Raw genomic sequence first — 18395 nt, forward strand, 5'->3', positions numbered from 1 at the left:
GATCCGCCCGCTTCTCAATGCACTGGCTCACCTCGATACTGCCAACTGGAAAGCTGACTTCGGGAGGAGCGATACGCATGCAATCTCATGGTGGAAACGACGGCCGTCTGACGACCCATGTGCTGGATACGGCCAGTGGCAAACCGGCCAAGGACCTGCGCATCGAGCTCTACCGCATCGACGGCGAGCGCCAGACGCATCTGCGTTCGGTCAAGACGAATGACGACGGACGCTGCGACCAGCCGCTGCTCAGCGGGTCGCTCATGCAGGCCGGCACCTACGAGCTGCATTTTCACGCTGGCGATTATCTCGGGTCTGAGGCCGCGCGCGGCGCCAACCCGTTTCTCGACGTCATCCCCATCCGCTTCGGCATCGATGACCAGGCCGCGCACTATCATGTGCCGTTGCTGCTCTCGCCCTATGGCTATTCGACTTATCGCGGGAGCTGACCGGCAATGACCATCCAGATCCGCAACACCATCCGCTTTCTGCTCAACCACCGCCTCGTCGAGCTTTCCGATGTGTCGGCAGTGCAGACATTGCTCGATTTCCTGCGCATCGATCGCAACCTGCGCGGCACCAAGGAAGGTTGTGCCGAAGGCGACTGCGGCGCCTGCACGGTGCTGGTTGGCCGTCTGCTCGGCGGACAGCTCAAGTATGAATCCGTCAACGCCTGCATCCGCTTCGTCGGTTCGCTCGACGGCTGTCACGTGGTGACGGTGGATTCGCTGGCAACGCCGGGCGGTCCGCTCCATCCGGTCCAGCAGGCGATGGTTGAGACGCACGCGTCGCAATGCGGTTTCTGCACACCCGGCTTCGTCATGTCGCTCTACGGGCTCTGGATGGAGAACGCCAAGCCGTCGATCACTGAAATCGAAAAGGCGCTGCAGGGCAACCTCTGTCGCTGCACCGGCTATGCCGCGATCATTCGCGCCGCGGAAGCGATCTCGACCATCGGCGATCTCGGCAAGGATCCTTTGATTGCCGAACGCGACCGGATCGCCGGTGAACTTGCAAGCCTTCAGGACGGTCGCCGGGTGGTGATCGGCGAGGGATCCGGGCTATTCATGCTGCCGGCATCCGTCGACGACTTCGCCGATGTGCTCGAAGCCAACCCGAAGGCGACGATCGTTGCCGGCTCGACCGACGTCGGCCTCTGGGTCACGAAGTTCATGCGCGATATCGCGCCGGTCGTTCACCTGACGCACCTCGAAGAGCTGCGCCGCATCACGGTCGACGAAAGGGGCGTAACGCTCGGCGCCGGCGTCAGCTATGCCGAAGCCTACCCTGTTATCACCGAACACTTCCCGCAGCTGCGCGAGCTTTGGGACCGGATCGGCGGGCAGCAGGTGCGCAACATGGGCACCGTCGGCGGCAATATCGCCAATGGTTCCCCGATCGGCGACACACCGCCGGCTTTGATCGCTCTCGGTGCCTCGGTTGCGCTGCGCAAGGGCGCACGCCGCCGGACGGTCGCGCTCGAAGATTTCTTCATCGCCTATGGCAAGCAGGATCGCGAGCCCGGCGAATTCGTCGAGGCGGTGCACATTCCCTTCCTCGACGCCGATACGCGCTTTGCCGTCTACAAGATCACCAAGCGTCTGGATGAGGATATCACCGCGGTCTGCGGGGCGTTCCGCCTGGCGTTCGACGGTGCTGGCAATGTCACGGACGCCGTGATCGCCTTCGGCGGCATGGCTGGAACCCCGAAGCGGGCCGATCATGTCGAGGCGGCACTCAAGGGCAAGGCGTGGAGCGAGGCAACCGTCGAGCAGGCGATCTGCACCTTCGACGAGGACTTCACGCCGCTGACCGACTGGCGGGCCTCGGCGGAGTATCGCCAGCTGGTGGCGAAGAACCTGTTGCGCCGCTTCTATTTGGAAACACAGGCGACCGGAAACATCCGGCTCGACCGCACTATTGCCGTTGCCGTCTAGGAGGTGAGACCCATGAATGTGATGCAGCCCATCGACCGCATCCGCGGTGGCGTCCACGAAAACGAGCGGCACGAATCCGGCCACAAGCATGTGTCAGGAACCGCCGAATATATCGACGATATTCCCGAGCCCGCCGGCACTCTGCACGGCTATCTCGGCCTGTCGCAGCGCGCCCATGCCGATATCCTGTCGATCGATTTCGACGCAGTCAGCGCCAGCGAGGGTGTCATCGGCATCCTGACCGCCGACGACATCCCCGGTGAAAACGACATCAGCCCGGCCCACAAGCACGACGACCCGGTGTTTGCTGCCGGCAAGGTCGAATTCCACGGCCAGCCAATGTTCGCCGTCATCGCCACGTCGCGGGAAGCGGCACGGCGGGCCGCCGTCAAGGTGAAGGTCGAGTACCGCGATCTGCCGCATGTGACCGACGTGCTCGAGGCGGCTGCCGCCAATTATCCGCTGGTCATCGACCCCTTGAAGCTGGAGCGTGGCGATATCGAGGCCGGTTTTGCCAAGGCGAAGAACATCGTCGAGGGCGAAATGCGCATCGGCGGGCAGGACCACTTTTATCTTGAAGGCCAGATTTCCTTTGCCATACCCGGCGAGGATGACGAGGTGCTTGTCTATTCTTCGACCCAGCATCCGAGCGAAACCCAGCACATGGTGGCGACCGTGCTTGGCGTGCCGTCCAACGCCGTGACTGTGAATGTGCGCCGCATGGGCGGCGGCTTCGGCGGCAAGGAAACACAGGCCAACATCTTTGCAGCCGTAGCGGCACTCGCCGCAAAGAAGTACCGCTGCGCCGTCAAGGTGCGACCTGACCGGGATGACGACATGTCGGCGACCGGCAAGCGTCACGATTTCCATGTCGACTACAAGGTGGGCTTCGACGACGAAGGCCGCATCGAAGCGGTCGATGCGGTGTTTGCGGCGCGCTGCGGTTTTTCCGCCGATCTCTCCGGTCCGGTCACCGACCGGGCGCTGTTTCACGCCGACAACTGCTACTTCTATCCGAATGTGCGCCTTCGCTCGAAGCCGTTGAAGACCAACACCGTTTCCAACACCGCGTTTCGCGGTTTCGGCGGTCCGCAGGGCATGGTCGGCGGCGAGCGCATGATCGAGGACGTCGCCTATGCGGTCGGCAAGGATCCGCTCGAAATCCGCAAGCTCAACTTCTATGGCGGCGAAGGCCGCAATCTCACGCCCTATCACCAGACGGTCGAAGACAACATCATCGGGCGCATCATCGAGGAGCTCGAAACCTCGGCTGACTACGCCGCGCGTCGAAAAGCCGTGATCGCCTTCAACCGCGAAAACCACATCATCAAGCGCGGCATCGCGCTGACGCCGGTGAAGTTCGGCATCTCCTTCACCAAGACCGAGTACAACCAGGCGGGCGCGCTGGTGCATGTCTATGCCGACGGGTCGATCCATCTCAATCATGGTGGCACCGAGATGGGGCAGGGGCTATACACCAAGATCGCCCAGGTGGTGGCCGACGAGTTTCAGGTCGATCTCGACCGGATCAAGGTCACGGCGACGACGACCGCGAAAGTGCCGAACACGTCGGCGACGGCCGCATCCTCAGGCGCGGATCTCAACGGCATGGCCGCCGCCAATGGAGCGCAGCAGATCAAGGCGCGGCTGGTGCGCTTTGCCGCCGAACGTTGGAACGTAAACGAAGCCGATGTCGCCTTCGAGCCGAACACGGTGCGTGTCGGCACGGAACGCCTGCCCTTCGGCGAGTTCATCAAGCTCGCCTATGGCGCCCGCATTCAGCTTTCGGCGGCAGGTTTCTACAAGACGCCGAAGATCCACTGGAACCGCTCGGAGGGCCGCGGCCGTCCGTTCTTCTATTATGCCTATGGCGCATCCTGCTCCGAAGTCAGCGTCGATACGCTGACCGGCGAATATCAGATCGATCGCACCGATATCCTGCATGATGTCGGGCGCTCGCTGAACCCTGCACTGGACCTCGGCCAGGTGGAAGGCGCTTTCGTTCAGGGCATGGGCTGGCTGACCACGGAGGAGCTTTGGTGGGATGCCAAGGGCCGGCTGCGTACGCATGCGCCGTCGACCTACAAGATCCCGCTTGCCTCGGATCGGCCGCGCGTGTTCAACGTCCGGTTGGCAGAGTGGTCCGTCAACCGCGAGGAGACGATCCGCCGATCGAAGGCCGTCGGGGAACCGCCGTTCATGCTGGGCATTTCGGTTCTTGAGGCCTTGTCGATGGCAGCAGCGAGCGTTGCGGGGTATCGTATCGCTCCGCGCATCGACGCGCCGGCAACGCCGGAGCGGATGCTGATGGCGATCGAGCGGCTGCGGGCCGCCGCAAGGCAAGGGGCAGTGGCTTAAGGGTTGATGGCGATGGGTACGAGCCGAGAGGATATCAGGGACTTCCTGCGTCGCGAACCGGACTGCGTGCTGGTCGAGGTGACGGGGGCTGCCGGCTCGACGCCGCGCGACACCGACGCCTGGATGCTGGTGGCACCGGACGGCCTGTTCGGCACCATCGGCGGCGGCCAGCTCGAATATATGGCGATCGATCACGGTCGTCGCGCGTTAAAGCGTGGCGACCGCTCCGACACCATGACGATCCCGCTTGGCCCCGAGATCGGCCAGTGTTGCGGCGGGCGCGTCGCGCTCGCCTTTACGCGCATCGATCGGGAGAAAGCCGCCATGCTGATAGACCGCAGCGATCTGGAGATTGCCAGCCGCCCACATGTCTACGTGTTCGGCGCCGGCCATGTCGGCGACGCCTTGGCGATGGCACTGTCGCTCGTGCCTGTGCGCACCATCCTCGTCGACACACGAGAGGATGAACTTGAGGCCGCCAACATTCATGGCATCGAAACCTGCCTGACGGCGATGCCCGAAGCGGTGGTCCGCGATGCACCGCGCGGAAGCGCCTTCGTCATCCTCACCCATGACCACGCGCTCGACTTCCTGATTGCGGCCGAGGCGCTGAGGCGCGACGACGCGTCCTATGTCGGGATGATCGGCTCGAAGACCAAGCGCTCGACTTTCAAGAGCTGGCTGTCTCGGGAAATCGGCCGGCCTGATCTCTTCGACCGCCTCGTCTGCCCGATCGGCGGCACGGGGGTGAAAGACAAGAGGCCGGCGGTCATTGCGGCACTCGCTGCCGCCGAGATCATGACCGCGGCCCTCAATCACCATTTCGCTGTGCCGGCGGCTGCGTCGCCCAGGTCAGGCAAGCGCGTCGGCGCCTGACGCTCAGGCGCTTTGGCGTGGCCGGATGATGCAATCGCCGACCTGATCGAATTCACCCAGCTCTTCGGCGTGGCGTTGACCCCATTCGCATAGGGCAAGCAGGACCGGCTCGAGGCTTTGGCCCAGCGCCGTCGCCGAGTATTCCACCCTTGGCGGCACTTCGCGAAAGATCTCGCGATGGACGAGGCCGTGTTCCTCCATCTCGCGAAGCTGCTGGATCAGCACTTTCTGGCTGACGGCCGGGACGAGCCGTCGCAGCTCCGAAAGTCGTCTCGGACCGTCGAACAGGTGGTAGAGGATCACCGCCTTCCATCGCCCGGAGATCACCTTGAGGGCACGCTCGGATGGCAGTGACGGCAGTCGCTTGATGATCTCGGCCATGGTTACCAACCGGTGAGTATGGAACAAAAGGGTCTGTAGAGACGAAATGGAGAGTAAGGCTAATTGTGGACCGAAGCCACTCAAATCAGGTCAAGATCCATGAAAGCAATTGAATATCGCTCCTTCGGAGGCCCTGAAGTCCTTCAAATCATCGATCTGCCGAAACCAGCTCCCGGGCGTAACGAAGCGCTGGTGCGGATCGGGGCGGTCGGGCTCAACTTCTTCGAAGTTCTGATGCGGCAGGATCGGTATGCGGTAACGCCTGGTTTGCCGATGGTGCCGGGTGTCGAGGTCGCGGGCATTGTCGAGGCGTTGGGCGAAGGGGTTCAAACACCGGCAGTTGGCACGCGCGTCGCGGTGCCGATGTTCGCCTTCGGTCGCGGGGCGGGCGGATGCGCCGAATATGTGGCGATCGATGCGGACGCATTCGTGCCGATCCCCGACGGCGTTTCGTTCGAGGTGGCGACGGCGCTGATGATCCAGGGGTTGACGGCGCTTCATCTTGTTCGGCAAAGCAACCCCAAGGGAAAGACTGTGCTGGTGACTGCTGCGGCCGGTGGCGTCGGTTCGCTGCTCGTTCAGCTTGCAAGGGAGGCGGGTGCCAAGACGGTAATCGCGCTTGCGGGCGGCAGCGAGAAGGTTGCGTTCGCGCGCTCGCTTGGTGCGGACCGTGCGATCGACTACCGGACTGCAGACTGGCAGGAGACGCTCGGGCGGCATCTGGTGGGCGGCTCGATTGAAACGATCTACGACTTTGCGGGTGGGCACTTCACCAAACCGGTACTGGGCCTGCTGGCGCCCGGCGGCGAGCTTGTCTTTGGCGCTATGGGGCGTTTCCAACTCGCGGCAGACGATGTCGAACGGATGCTGTCGAACAATCAATCGCTGCGCGGCTTCGCGCTGTTGCCGCTCCTCACACCTTCGGGCGTGAAAATCGATCTCGCTGACCTGTTCCGGCGCGTAGAAGATGGGCGGCTGAAGGTTCATGTGGGCGGCCGGTTCCCGCTGGCGCAGGCGGCTGAGGCGCACCGCGCCATGGAAGCGCGAAGCACGATCGGCAAGATCGTGCTTGTACCGTAGTCCTGGATCAGCGCGCAGTTTTGGCTCGCCTGGGCGTCAGGCGAGCATCTTTCCGATCAGCCGCTGACAGCGCTCCGCCATGTAATCGATCATCAGCCGAACCTTCGGGTCCTGGAAGCGCTTATGCGGATAGATTGCCGCCAATTGCACGCCGAGCGGTGGCGTTGACGCCAGGATCGGCACAAGTTCGCCGCTATTGATGTGGCTCTTCACTTCGAAGAGCGGCTTGTTGATGATGCCACGCCCGTCGAGCGCCCATTGGGTCAGCACATCGCCATCGTCCGAATCGTAGGGGCCGGTCACCTCGAATTTCCGGATGCCTTCCGGTGTCTGAAGAGTCCAGAAGTATTCCTTGGAGCCAGGGTAACGCAGCAGCAGGCAGTCATGTTTGTTGGCGATGAGCTCGTCGGGCGTTTGCGGCACGCCGCGTTTCTCGAAATAGGCGGGTGCACCGCACACGACCCGCTCGCAATTCATGATGCCGCGCATGCGCAGGTTCGAATCTTCTAGGATGCCGAGCTTGAAGGCGACGTCGACGCCTTCCGACAGGATATCGACATTGTGGTCGGAGAGCCTGAGCCGCACCTCGATGTCAGGATACTTGTCGTGAAACTCAGGAATACCCGACGCAATCAGCCGGCGACCTATCCCTAACGGAGCGGTAATCTTCAGCGCGCCCTTGGGATTGTGCGACAGATCCGCGATGGCGTTTTCCGCTTCGTTCACCGCTTCGAGTATCTTGACGGCGCCGTCGTAGAACACGCGGCCGTGCTCGGTCGGGGTCAGCTTGCGCGTCGTCCGGTTGAACAGCCGAACGCCCATATGGCGCTCCAACTCCTTGATTCTATTGCTTGCAACGGCCGGTGTTACGCGCTGGTCGCGACCGGCTGCCGACAGGGTTCCAAGCTCTACGACGCGTACGAAGACGCGCACATTGTCCAGATATGACATGCCTCCCGATCTCTCCTCCGGGCGTTATGTAACGCATCCATTCCGTCGCGATTATATAGATTTTTTTGAAAGTGTTGGTGAAGCAGCGACGTTCCCGCGACCTCCAGCAATGACACATAATACGCCACGGAGAAATGGGAGAATTGCATGTACGAGTATGCCATAGCCTGGGATTGGCTCACCTTTGCCATGAGATGGCTGCACGTCATCACCGGTATCGCGTGGATCGGTTCGTCGTTTTATTTCGTCGCGCTCGACCTTGGCCTGAAGAAACGCCCCGATCTGCCTGTTGGAGCCTATGGCGAGGAGTGGCAGGTTCACGGTGGCGGTTTCTACCACATCCAGAAGTATCTGGTGGCACCGTCCAACATGCCGGAACACCTGATCTGGTTCAAATGGGAGTCCTACGTCACCTGGCTTTCCGGGTTCGGCATGCTGTGCATGGTCTACTATGCCGGCGCCGACCTTTACCTGATCGACCCGAATGTGCTCGACGTGTCGAAGACGACGGCGATCGCCATTTCGCTGGCATCGATCGGTTTCGGCTGGCTCGCCTATGACACGATCTGCAAGTCACCGGCCGGCCGCGACAACACCAAGCTGATGGTGCTTCTGTATTTCATCCTCGTCGGCATGGCCTGGGGCTATACGCAGCTCTTCACCGGCCGCGCCGCCTTCCTGCATCTCGGCGCCTTCACCGCGACGATCATGTCGGCCAACGTGTTCTTCATCATCATCCCGAACCAGAAGATCGTCGTGGCAGACCTCATTGCCGGCCGTACGCCCGACGCCAAATACGGCGTCATCGCCAAGCAGCGCTCCACGCACAACAACTACCTGACGCTGCCGGTCTTGTTCCTGATGCTGTCGAACCACTATCCGCTGGCGTTCGGCACCCAGTACAACTGGATCATTGCCTCGCTGGTGTTCCTGATGGGCGTCACCATCCGCCACTATTTCAACACCCGTCATGCCGACAAGGGCAACCCGACCTGGACCTGGCTTGCGACCGCGCTGCTGTTCATCGTCATCATGTGGCTATCGACCGTGCCGAAGATCCTGAGCGGCGAAGAGGAGGCGAAGGTTTCGGCCGCACAGCAGCCATTTGTCACGGCAGAGGCTTTTCCGAAGGTCCGCGACACCGTGCTTGGCCGCTGTTCCATGTGCCATGCCAAGGAGCCCGGCTGGGAGGGGATCGTCGTGCCGCCGAAGGGTGTGACGCTCGAGACCGATACAGAGATCGCCAATCACGCCCGTGAAATCTATCTGCAGGCCGGCCGCTCGCACGCCATGCCGCCAGCCAATGTCACCGGCATATCGGACGAGGAGCGCAAGCTCCTCGTTGCCTGGTATGAGGCGGCCTTAAAGGGAGAGAAGGTTCAATGACCGATTTGCTGATCCGCGGCCGCGTGCTGACCTTCGTCGAAAAGCCCGCTGGCATCGACGATGTCGCCTCCTATCGCTATTTCGAAGACGGCGCCGTTCTGGTGCGGGGCGGCAAGGTTGCCGATATCGGCGAGCATTCGGACGTTTCGCGTCGCGCCGGTCCCCAGGTCAAGGTCGCCGATCACCGGCCGAACCTGGTGCTCCCCGGCTTGATCGATACGCATCTGCACTTCCCGCAGACGCAGGCGATCGCCTCCTATGGCGCGCAGCTGCTCGAATGGCTGAACACCTACATCTTCGTCGAGGAGCAGAAGTTCCGTGAGCCTGAGCATGCGCAGTTCATCGCTGGTCGGTTTATGGACGAACTGCTTTCCAACGGCACCACGACGGCTGTTGCCTATTGTTCGGTGCATCCGGAAAGCGTCGATGCCTATTTCGGCGCCGCCGAAGACCGCGGCATGCTGATGATCGGCGGCAAGGTGATGATGGACCGCAATGCGCCTGATGCGCTGCGCGACACGCCGCAACTCGGCTATGACGAGACGAAACAGCTGATCGGCAAGTGGCACGGCCGCGGCCGCGCGCACTACGCCATCAGCCCGCGTTTCGCCATTACCTCGACACCCGAGCAGTTGGAAATGAGCCGCGCGCTCGTCGCCGAGCATCCTGAATGCTACGTCCAGACCCATCTTTCCGAGAACAAGGACGAGATCGCTTTTGCGACATCGCTCTACCCGGAGGCGAAGGATTATACCGACATCTATGCGCGCTATGATCTGCTGACGCGCAAGACGTTGCTTGGGCACTGCATCTATCTGAGCGACCGCGAGATTTCGGTTCTGGCCGAGACAGGTGCCGTCGGCACCTTCTGTCCGACGTCGAACCTGTTCCTGGGGTCCGGGCTGTTCGATCGCGACCGGTTTGAAAAACTCGGCGCCCGCTGGTCGGTGGCGACCGATGTCGGCGCCGGCACCAGCTTCTCGATGCTGGAAACCATGGACGAGGCCTACAAGGTGCTTCATCTGCAGCGGCAGCGGCTTTCGCCGCTCAATTCCTTCTACATGATGACGCTCGGCAACGCGCGGGCACTCGATCTCGACGACCGGATCGGTTCCCTGCATATTGGCGCCGACGCCGATATCGTCGTGCTCGACAGCCGTGCCAAGCCCTCGATGGAGCTGCGCATGCGCGTGGCCAAGACACTTGCCGAAGAACTGTTCATCCTGCAGACCATGGGGGATGATCGCTCGGTGGCAGAAACCTATGTCGCCGGCAAGCCGATGAAAAATCGGGTTGGCAATCAGCCTGCTGAGACTGAAACCGCGACCAACCGGAAACTCGAGACGGCCTGAACCCTCCGGCGGGTTGCCGGCCAAAGCGCGAAGCTGAAGATCGCGGTCTAGGCCGAAAACGAAAAGCCTCCCCGCGTGGGGAGGCGAGCGCGATCTTAGTCTCGAGAACCTCTATCTGACACGAGGCTCGTTCAACTCTCCCTCATTCCGGCCTTGTGCCGGAATCCAGCGGGCTGACATCCGTCAGATCAGAAGACTTTCAGCCCAAAGACTTGGGCTGGCTAGATTCCTGTGACAAGCACAGGAACGAGGGAGGTTTGGGCAAGCGCCGCCCTTTCACAACTCTTGCTCCCTTACAGTCTCGGCACTCTGACCTCCCCAAGCAGGGAGGCTTTCCTCGTCACAGATCTTCCGGCCGCTTGCCGCCCATGGCCCGGGTCAGGGCATCGGCGCGTTCACGCACGAGCGGTCCGAGCAGAGCCAGCCTGTCGTCGTTGACGCGCACCGATGGCCCCGAGATCGAGATCCCGGCGATGGTCTCGCCATATTCGTTGAAGATCGGTGCTGCCACGCAGCGCATGCCGAGCGTGTGTTCCTCGTCGTCGACCGACCAGCCGCGCTGGCGAATGGTCTGGATGTCCTGCAGCAGGGCCGGCAGGCTGTCGCGGGTCTTGTCTGTGAAATGCGCAAGCTCGCGCCCGGCCAGCAGATGCGCCACATCCTTGTCCGCCCAGGTCGACAGGACCGCCTTGCCGATGCCCGAAGCATGGATCGGGCCGCGGCGGCCGGGGCGGAAAAACGCCCGCATCGGGGCATGGCTTTCCACCTGCGAGATGAAGACGACATCGCCGCCTTCCTCAATGCCGATATTGGCGGTCTCGCCGCTTTCTTCCATCAGCTGCTTCAGGAACGGTCGGCTGATGGTGCCGAGCTTGCGGAAGCGCAGATATGCGTTGCCGATCTCGAAGGCCTTGAGGCCGATGGTCCAGGCGCCGGTGTCGGGATCGTTCATCACCATGCCGTGGTTGGCCAGCGACGTCAGCAACCTATGCACGGTCGATGGAGCCATGCCGGTTACATCCGACAAATGTGTCAGGGTCGAGCCATCATTTTCGGCAACGATCGCCAGCAGCGCCAGGCTGCGGTCGAGCACCTGCACGGAGCCGGTAGCCGCGTTCTCGCCAGCCTTCCGGCCGCGTTTTCCCTTGCCTGTCGCGTCCATCATTCATCCTCCAGCACCCGAGTCGTGCACATCATCCTCTAGCAGGACCGAGATCGATTGTTTCGAAATTCTTGAAGATGTTTATTTCCATATGATGGAAATGCATTCCATTTAAATCTTGTGTGTCGTTGGCAATGGGTTATCGTCTCATCAAACAGGAGGAGTTCCCATGGCTAAGATGCGTGCCGTCGATGCGGCTGTTTACGTTCTTGAGAAAGAGGGCATCGATTGTGCCTTCGGCGTACCCGGTGCGGCGATCAATCCGTTTTATTCCGCCCTGCGGGCGCGCGGCTCGGTCCGCCACATCCTCGCTCGCCACGTCGAGGGGGCCTCGCACATGGCCGAAGGCTATACCCGCGCCAAGCACGGCAACATCGGCGTCTGCATCGGCACATCGGGTCCTGCCGGCACCGACATGATCACCGGCCTTTACTCGGCGTCGGCCGACTCGATCCCAATCCTCTGCATCACCGGCCAGGCGCCGCGCGCCCGTCTCGACAAAGAGGACTTCCAGGCGGTCGACATTTCCAAGATCGCTGCACCGGTCACCAAATGGGCCGTCACCGTCATGGAGCCGGCGCTGGTGCCCTTCGTCTTCCAGAAGGCTTTCCACCTGATGCGCTCCGGTCGGCCAGGCCCTGTGCTGATCGACCTGCCGGTCGACGTTCAGCTGGCCGAGATCGAGTTCGATCCGGACACGTATGAGCCGCTCGAGCCCTACAAGCCGAAGGCGACGCGCGCCCAGGCCGAGAAGGTCATTGCGATGCTGAATGATGCCGAGCGGCCGTTGATCGTCGCCGGTGGTGGCATCATCAACGCCGACGCGTCGGACCTCCTGACCGAATTTGCCGAAATCACCGGCATTCCCGTTATCCCGACGCTGATGGGATGGGGCACGATCCCGGACGATCACCCGCTGATGGCCGGCATGTGCGGCCTGCAGACGTCGCATCGCTACGGTAATGCCAGCATGCTCGCCTCCGACTTCGTGCTCGGGGTCGGCAACCGTTGGGCAAACCGCCACACCGGCAACGTCCCGACCTACACCGAGGGTCGGAAGTTCGTGCATGTCGATATCGAACCGACGCAGATCGGCCGCGTCTTCGCGCCGGATTTCGGCGTCGTATCCGACGCCGGGGCCGCGCTGAAGCTTTTCCTCGACATCGCGACCGAGTGGAAGACTGCCGGCAAGCTGCGCGACTGGTCTGGTTGGGCGGAAGAATGCCGCGAGCGCAAGCGGACCATGCTGCGCAAGACCCATTTCGACCAGACACCGCTGAAACCCCAGCGCGTCTATGAGGAGATGAACAAGGCCTTCGGCCGCGACACCTGCTATGTCTCGACCATCGGCCTCAGCCAGATCGCCGGCGCGCAGTTCCTGCATGTCTACAAGCCACGCAACTGGATCAATTGCGGCCAGGCCGGCCCGCTCGGCTGGACATTGCCGGCAGCCCTTGGCGTGCGTGCGGCGGATCCGGACCGGACGATCGTCGCCCTTTCCGGCGACTATGACTTCCAGTTCATGATCGAGGAACTGGCGGTCGGCGCCCAGCACAAGCTGCCCTACCTGCATGTGGTCGTGAACAATTCCTATCTCGGCCTCATTCGCCAGGCGCAGCGCGGCTTCAACATGGACTTCGAGGTCAGCCTCGGCTTCGACAACATCAATGCCTCAGGCGACGCAGAGAAGGGCTATGGCGTCGACCACGTCGCTGTTGCCGAAGGTCTTGGCTGCAAGGCGATCCGGGTGCGCAGCCCCAACGAGTTCCAGGAGGCCTTCGACCGCGCACGCACGCTGATGGATGAGCATCAGGTTCCCGTGGTCATCGAGTTCATCCTCGAGCGCGTCACCAACATCTCCATGGGCGCTGACATCAATGCGGTCGTCGAATTCGAGGAGTTGGCGATCCGCGGCGAAGATGTGCCGACCGCGATCGCAGCACTGCTCGACTAATAACAATCATAAGGAGGAAACACCGCATGGCGAAGTTCGCTGCGAACCTGACAATGCTGTTTACCGAGGCGCCGTTCCTCGACCGTTTTGCCCTGGCTGCCAAGGCCGGCTTCGAAGGTGTCGAATATCTCTTCCCCTACGAATTCGAGAAGGTGAGCCTGCGTGCGGAGTTGCAGCGCCACGGCCTCAAACAGGTGCTACACAACTTGCCGGCCGGCAACTGGGCCGGCGGCGAGCGCGGCATCGCCATCCTGCCCGACCGCATCGACGAGTTTCGCAAGGGCGTGGCAAGTGCCATCGACTATGCGACCGCGCTCGACTGCAAACAGGTCAATTGCCTGGTCGGCATCGCGCCTGCAGGGATCTCGGAAGAGGTGCTGCGCAACACGCTGGTCGCCAATCTCAGGCTTGCGGCGAACGAACTCGGCAAGCAGGGCATTCGCCTCTTGATCGAGCCGATCAACGATTTCGATATTCCCGGCTTCTATCTCAACACGGTTGAGCAGGCCGCGTCGATCATCGATGAAGTCGGCAGCGACAACCTGTTCATACAGTACGATCTCTATCACCAGCAGCGCACGCAGGGCGAACTCATCGGCACCTACCGACGCTTCGCCGGCCGCATCGTCCATGTCCAGCTTGCCGACAACCCGGGCCGCAATGAGCCGGGTACCGGCGAGATCAATTACGCCTACGTCTTCGATGCGCTCGAAGAGGCAGGCTATGACGGCTGGATCGGCTGCGAATACAAGCCACGCACCACGACGGCTGAAGGCCTCGGCTGGCTCGGCGCCGAGCGCAAGCGCACCCAATCCGCAGACATCATCAAGATCAGGAGTTAAGCACAATGGCAACGATCGGCTTTATTGGACTGGGCATCATGGGCACGCCGATGGCACGCCATCTGCAGGATGCCGGGCATGCGATCATCACCTCGAAATTCGCGATCCCGCCGCGGCAGGAACTTGTCGACAACGGTCTGAAATTCGTCGAGACGCCGAAGGCGCTTGCGGAAGCCGTTGACACCATCATCCTGATGCTGCCGGATACGCCTGAAGTGAAGGACGTTCTCTTCGGCGAGAATGGCGTCGCCTACGGTCTTTCCAAGGGCAAGCTTGTTATCGACATGAGCTCGATCTCGCCGATTGAGACCAAGGAATTCGCCAAGAAGGTCCGCGAAGCCGGTGCGGAATATGTCGATGCGCCGGTCTCCGGCGGCGAGGTCGGCGCCAAGAACGCATCGCTTTCCATCATGGCTGGCGGCTCCCAGGAAAGCTTTGACCGGGCACTGCCGCTGTTCAAGCTGATGGGCAAGAACATCACGCTCGTCGGTGATTGCGGTGACGGCCAGGTAACCAAGGTTGCCAACCAGATCATCGTCGCTTTGACCATCGAAGCGGTATCCGAAGCCCTCGTCTTCGCCTCGAAGGCCGGTGCCGATCCGGCGCGGGTACGTGAAGCGCTGATGGGTGGTTTTGCCTCCTCGCGCATTCTTGAAGTGCATGGCGACCGCATGATCAAGCGCACCTTCGATCCCGGCTTCCGTATCTCGCTGCACCAGAAGGATCTGAACCTGGCGCTGCAGGGTGCAAAATCCCTCGGCATTTCGCTGCCGAATACGGCGGCGACGCAGGAACTGTTCAACAATTGCGCCGCCAATGGCGACAGCGGGCTTGACCATTCCGGCCTGGTGCGCGCGCTGGAGCGCATGGCGAACCATCAGGTCGCCTGACGCACAGACAGCCTGAAATGCGCATGATTGACCGGCGGCCCGTTCCGTCTGCCGATCATGCCTCCGGGCGGCGGAAGGAGGAGCCGCCGCCCGAGATACTCGATGAAGGGGAGAACCATGCCTGCCATTGCCGATCCGCGCTTGTTTCTGGAAACGCTGTTCACATCAGCGGTTGCCGCCGCCGACCCGGCGCTGGTAATCGCCGCCAACCTGCCGGAGCGGCCGAAAGGCCGGACCGTCGTCGTCGGCGCCGGCAAGGGTGCAGCCCAGATGGCACAGGCCTTTGAGCGTCACTGGGACGGCCCGCTTTCCGGCGTCGTCGTCACCCGCTATGGCTACGCCGCCCCGTGCCAGCGCATCGAGGTGCTGGAAGCATCGCACCCGCTACCGGACGAAAGCGGTCTGCAGGCTTCGCGTCGGTTACTCGTCGAAGTCAGCGGTCTGTCGGAAGATGACCTGGTCGTGGCTCTCGTCTGCGGTGGTGGCTCGGCCTTGCTGCCATCGCCGCCGCCTGGGCTCTCCCTTGAAGACGAAGTCGCGGTCAACCGGGCGCTGCTGGCATCGGGCGCGCCGATCAGTGCCATGAATGCGGTGCGCAAGCATGTCTCGATGATCAAGGGCGGTCGGCTCGCAGCCGCAGCCTACCCGGCCAAGGTCGTTTCCCTCATCGTCTCCGACATTCCCGGTGACGACCCGGCGCTGGTCGCCTCCGGCCCGACCTTGCCTGACGCAAGCACGCGTGCCGACGCGCTGAAGATCATCGAGCGATACGGCCTGCAATTGCCGGAAAAGGTTCTGGCGTGGCTCGCCAATCCGGCGGCCGACGCGCCGTCACCGTCGGACCCACGGTTTGCCGCCAACGAAGTCCGCCTGATCGCATCGGCTTCCGTCTCGCTCGAGGCCGCGGCCGCCAAGGCGCGGGAGGCCGGCATCGAAGCGATCATTCTCTCCGACGCGATTGAAGGCGAGGCGCGCGATGTTGGCAGTGTGCATGCGGCGATCGCCCGCGAAGTCGCGGGCCGCGGCCGGCCATTTGCCAAGCCAGTCGTTGTCCTTTCCGGCGGCGAGACCACCGTCACGATGCGCGGAGAAGGCAAGGGGGGACGCAACAGCGAGTTCCTGCTGTCGCTGGCACTCGGCATCGATGGTGCCAGAGGTGTATCGGCTCTCGCGGCTGACACCGACGGCATAGACGGTTCCGAGGACAATGCCGGTGCCTTTGCCGATGGCACGACCATCGCGCGGCTCGCCGCGCAACGGCTCGATGCCGCGACTTTCCTGCAGCGCAACGACAGTTGGAGCGCCTTCGACGCGCTTGGCGATATCTTCAAGCCGGGACCGACGGGCACAAACGTCAACGATTTCCGCGCGATCCTGGTGCAGTAGCACGCGAGGCTAGTGCCGCTAATTGGTGCTGCGCCGTCAGGCGGCCTCCGAGGCAAAGTGGCAGCTGACCGTGCCATGGTTGCCGAAATCGGCGACAAAAGTGTCGCCGCCGCGTGCCTCGACCGCGCGCACGAAGGAGCCGGAAAGCACGATCTGACCCGGCTCGATCGCATCGCCATATTGCGCCAACCGGTTGGCGAGCCAAGCGATGCCGCGGGCCGGATGATTGAGCACACCGGCGCCCAATCCGGTTTCCTCGACTTGCGCATTGCGCGAGAGGACGGCGCCCATCCAGCGCATGTCGACCGCGTCGGCCCGCATCGGTCGCCCACCGAGGATCAGCCCCGCATTGGCTGCGTTATCGGCGATCGTGTCGGCAATCCCTCTGGCTTGTTGTGTCTCAGGGTCGCGTCTGACGATGCGGGTGTCGAGGATCTCCAGGGCAGGTATGACGAAATCGGTGGCGTTGAGCACGTTGAGGACGGCGACGCGCGGCCCTTTGAGCGGTGCTTTCATCACGAACGCGATCTCAGCCTCGACTCGCGGCTGGATGAACCGGCCGGCGGGAATGGTTGCGCCGTCCTCAAACAGCATCTCGTCAAACAGCACGCCGGATTCCGGCGTGTCGATATCAAGCGCCTGCTGCATCGCCTTCGACGTCAATCCGATCTTGAAGCCGATGATCCGCCGACCGAGGTCCCGCTTGCGCCTGATCCAGGCGGATTGCACCGCATAGGCGTCATCGACGGTCATTCCGGGGTGCTTGAGCGACAACAGGCCGATCTGACAGCGATCGACTTCGGCCCGGTGAAGGTTCTCGGCGGCTTCAGAAATCTCGGCGGGGCTGAGCATGCGACCGTCTTCCTTTCGAACGGACGTCAGCCATGGCCTTGTGATGGAATCCGAAGGATTTAGAGCGTTCCGCTGACGTCCAAGGCGCCGATATCATCGCCGAAACACGAGCGATAGGAAAGGGCGCGTTCGCCGAGGAAGGAACACCGCTGGATGGCCGGCATTTGGCTGTGGATCACGCCCGTCAGACCGACTGCGTTGCCAGCATCATGCCGAGACCAATGAGGATCGAACCGCAAGCACGCGGCACCAGACGGCTCTCACTGCCGGTGAAACGGCCGAGGGTAAGCGACGCGAGCAGAACGGCGGCGACATCCGCTGCCGACAATGCCAGGTTTACGAGCATACCGAAGAGCAGGAACTGTAGCGGGGCTGGCATCGCTGCGGTCGGGTCGACGAACTGCGGCAGGAAGGTCACGAAGAACAAGGCCGTCTTCGGGTTGAGGATTTCGACGAGGATGCTGTCGCGCAGCACACCCGGCTTGGCATCCGTCTTATGCCCGTCATGCTTGCCGATGCCGAGCAGCATGGTGCCACCAAGCCAAACCAGATAGATGGCACCGGCGAGCTTGATTGCCGCATAGAGAAACGGCGCGTGAGCCAGAAGGGCGGCAAGCCCCAGCGTTGCTGCGGCGATATGCACATAGCAGCCGATATGAATGCCGAGAGCGGCCAGGAAACCGGCCTTGCGTCCATGCGCCAGGGTCTGCGCGGTCATATAGAGAATGGCAGGCCCAGGCATGCAGGCAAAGATCGCCGTGGCGACCGCAAACGAAATCCAGTGCTCGATCGACGGCATCGCAGTTCCTCCGGTTTGCCGGCTGCCCCTCCGGCAGCTTGGCATTCGGCTCGACCTCGTCAGTTCGGAATCGAGCCGAGGGAGAACTACGCTTGGTTGTACTTCTGGGACATACGGCAGGTGTCGTATTTCGGAGCGGTTGATCCGCGGCTAATTTGGTGTTGGTTAAGCGAATGTGACCGAGGTGGA

At 62.3% G+C, this 18395-nt stretch carries 16 protein-coding genes; 11 read left to right on the top strand and 5 right to left on the bottom strand.

Translation table 11 applies throughout. From position 1 onward, the window contains the following. Positions 1-77 precede the first annotated feature (77 nt). From uraH to xdhC, 4 genes are read left to right on the top strand one after another with little or no spacing between them, the layout of a single operon-like run. Positions 78-449 (top strand): hydroxyisourate hydrolase, encoded by a 372-nt coding sequence (gene uraH / locus BLJAPNOD_RS23225; RefSeq protein WP_077501908.1) that lies wholly within the window; start codon positions 78-80, stop codon positions 447-449. A gap of 6 nt (positions 450-455) precedes the next feature. Beyond that, positions 456-1937 carry a xanthine dehydrogenase small subunit gene (gene xdhA / locus BLJAPNOD_RS23230; protein WP_077501906.1) on the top strand — a complete coding sequence of 494 codons (1482 nt, stop codon included), beginning with the start codon at positions 456-458 and terminating at the stop codon, positions 1935-1937. A 12-nt stretch (positions 1938-1949) separates the two neighbouring features. After that, positions 1950-4295: a xanthine dehydrogenase molybdopterin binding subunit gene (xdhB, locus tag BLJAPNOD_RS23235; protein WP_115421619.1), complete on the top strand. Its 2346-nt coding sequence runs from the start codon at positions 1950-1952 to the stop codon at positions 4293-4295. A 12-nt stretch (positions 4296-4307) separates the two neighbouring features. Beyond that, the gene (gene xdhC / locus BLJAPNOD_RS23240) at positions 4308-5171 is read left to right on the top strand and encodes a xanthine dehydrogenase accessory protein XdhC (RefSeq protein WP_199566017.1); all 864 of its coding nucleotides are present in this window, start codon (positions 4308-4310) and stop codon (positions 5169-5171) included. 3 nt (positions 5172-5174) lie between these two features. Here the strand turns inward: xdhC and BLJAPNOD_RS23245 are convergent, their stop codons facing one another. Continuing rightward, positions 5175-5552, bottom strand: a complete 378-nt coding sequence (locus tag BLJAPNOD_RS23245) for a helix-turn-helix domain-containing protein (RefSeq protein WP_077501900.1) — start codon at positions 5550-5552, stop codon at positions 5175-5177. 99 nt (positions 5553-5651) lie between these two features. Between BLJAPNOD_RS23245 and BLJAPNOD_RS23250 the strand changes: the two genes are divergently transcribed. Then, the gene (locus BLJAPNOD_RS23250; protein ID WP_115421621.1) at positions 5652-6632 is read left to right on the top strand and encodes a zinc-binding dehydrogenase; all 981 of its coding nucleotides are present in this window, start codon (positions 5652-5654) and stop codon (positions 6630-6632) included. 36 nt (positions 6633-6668) lie between these two features. Here BLJAPNOD_RS23250 and BLJAPNOD_RS23255 read toward each other — a convergent pair whose 3' ends face one another. Next, entirely contained in the window at positions 6669-7583 is a 915-nt protein-coding gene (locus BLJAPNOD_RS23255; protein WP_115421622.1) for a LysR family transcriptional regulator, read from the bottom strand. A 147-nt stretch (positions 7584-7730) separates the two neighbouring features. Here BLJAPNOD_RS23255 and BLJAPNOD_RS23260 point away from each other — a divergent pair, with 147 nt between their 5' ends. After that, positions 7731-8969 (top strand): urate hydroxylase PuuD, encoded by a 1239-nt coding sequence (locus BLJAPNOD_RS23260; RefSeq protein WP_077501895.1) that lies wholly within the window; start codon positions 7731-7733, stop codon positions 8967-8969. Next, positions 8966-10321 carry a guanine deaminase gene (gene guaD / locus BLJAPNOD_RS23265; RefSeq protein ID WP_077501893.1) on the top strand — a complete coding sequence of 452 codons (1356 nt, stop codon included), beginning with the start codon at positions 8966-8968 and terminating at the stop codon, positions 10319-10321. Before BLJAPNOD_RS23260 ends, guaD begins: the two co-directional genes overlap by 4 nt. A gap of 340 nt (positions 10322-10661) precedes the next feature. Here guaD and BLJAPNOD_RS23270 read toward each other — a convergent pair whose 3' ends face one another. Beyond that, entirely contained in the window at positions 10662-11483 is an 822-nt protein-coding gene (locus tag BLJAPNOD_RS23270; RefSeq protein ID WP_077501891.1) for an IclR family transcriptional regulator, read from the bottom strand. A gap of 169 nt (positions 11484-11652) precedes the next feature. Between BLJAPNOD_RS23270 and gcl the strand changes: the two genes are divergently transcribed. From gcl to BLJAPNOD_RS23290, 4 genes are all read left to right on the top strand, one after another. After that, positions 11653-13437 carry a glyoxylate carboligase gene (gcl, locus tag BLJAPNOD_RS23275; RefSeq protein ID WP_077501889.1) on the top strand — a complete coding sequence of 595 codons (1785 nt, stop codon included), beginning with the start codon at positions 11653-11655 and terminating at the stop codon, positions 13435-13437. A 26-nt stretch (positions 13438-13463) separates the two neighbouring features. Continuing rightward, a complete protein-coding gene (hyi, locus tag BLJAPNOD_RS23280; protein ID WP_077501887.1) occupies positions 13464-14279 on the top strand; it encodes a hydroxypyruvate isomerase in 816 nt (271 codons plus the stop codon). Positions 14280-14284: 5 nt separating this feature from the next. Then, the gene (locus BLJAPNOD_RS23285; protein ID WP_077501885.1) at positions 14285-15169 is read left to right on the top strand and encodes a 2-hydroxy-3-oxopropionate reductase; all 885 of its coding nucleotides are present in this window, start codon (positions 14285-14287) and stop codon (positions 15167-15169) included. A 117-nt stretch (positions 15170-15286) separates the two neighbouring features. Then, positions 15287-16555, top strand: a complete 1269-nt coding sequence (locus tag BLJAPNOD_RS23290; protein ID WP_115421623.1) for a glycerate kinase — start codon at positions 15287-15289, stop codon at positions 16553-16555. A gap of 36 nt (positions 16556-16591) precedes the next feature. Here BLJAPNOD_RS23290 and hpaH read toward each other — a convergent pair whose 3' ends face one another. Further along, on the bottom strand, positions 16592-17407 hold the full coding sequence (gene hpaH / locus BLJAPNOD_RS23295) for a 2-oxo-hept-4-ene-1,7-dioate hydratase (RefSeq protein WP_115421624.1): 816 nt from the start codon (positions 17405-17407) through the stop codon (positions 16592-16594). 184 nt (positions 17408-17591) lie between these two features. Beyond that, positions 17592-18206 (bottom strand): LysE family translocator, encoded by a 615-nt coding sequence (locus BLJAPNOD_RS23300; RefSeq protein WP_115421625.1) that lies wholly within the window; start codon positions 18204-18206, stop codon positions 17592-17594. Positions 18207-18395: the final 189 nt, after the last annotated feature.

The sequence above is a fragment of the Ensifer sp. M14 genome (assembly GCF_003355565.1).
Taxonomy (GTDB): Bacteria; Pseudomonadota; Alphaproteobacteria; order Rhizobiales; family Rhizobiaceae; genus Ensifer.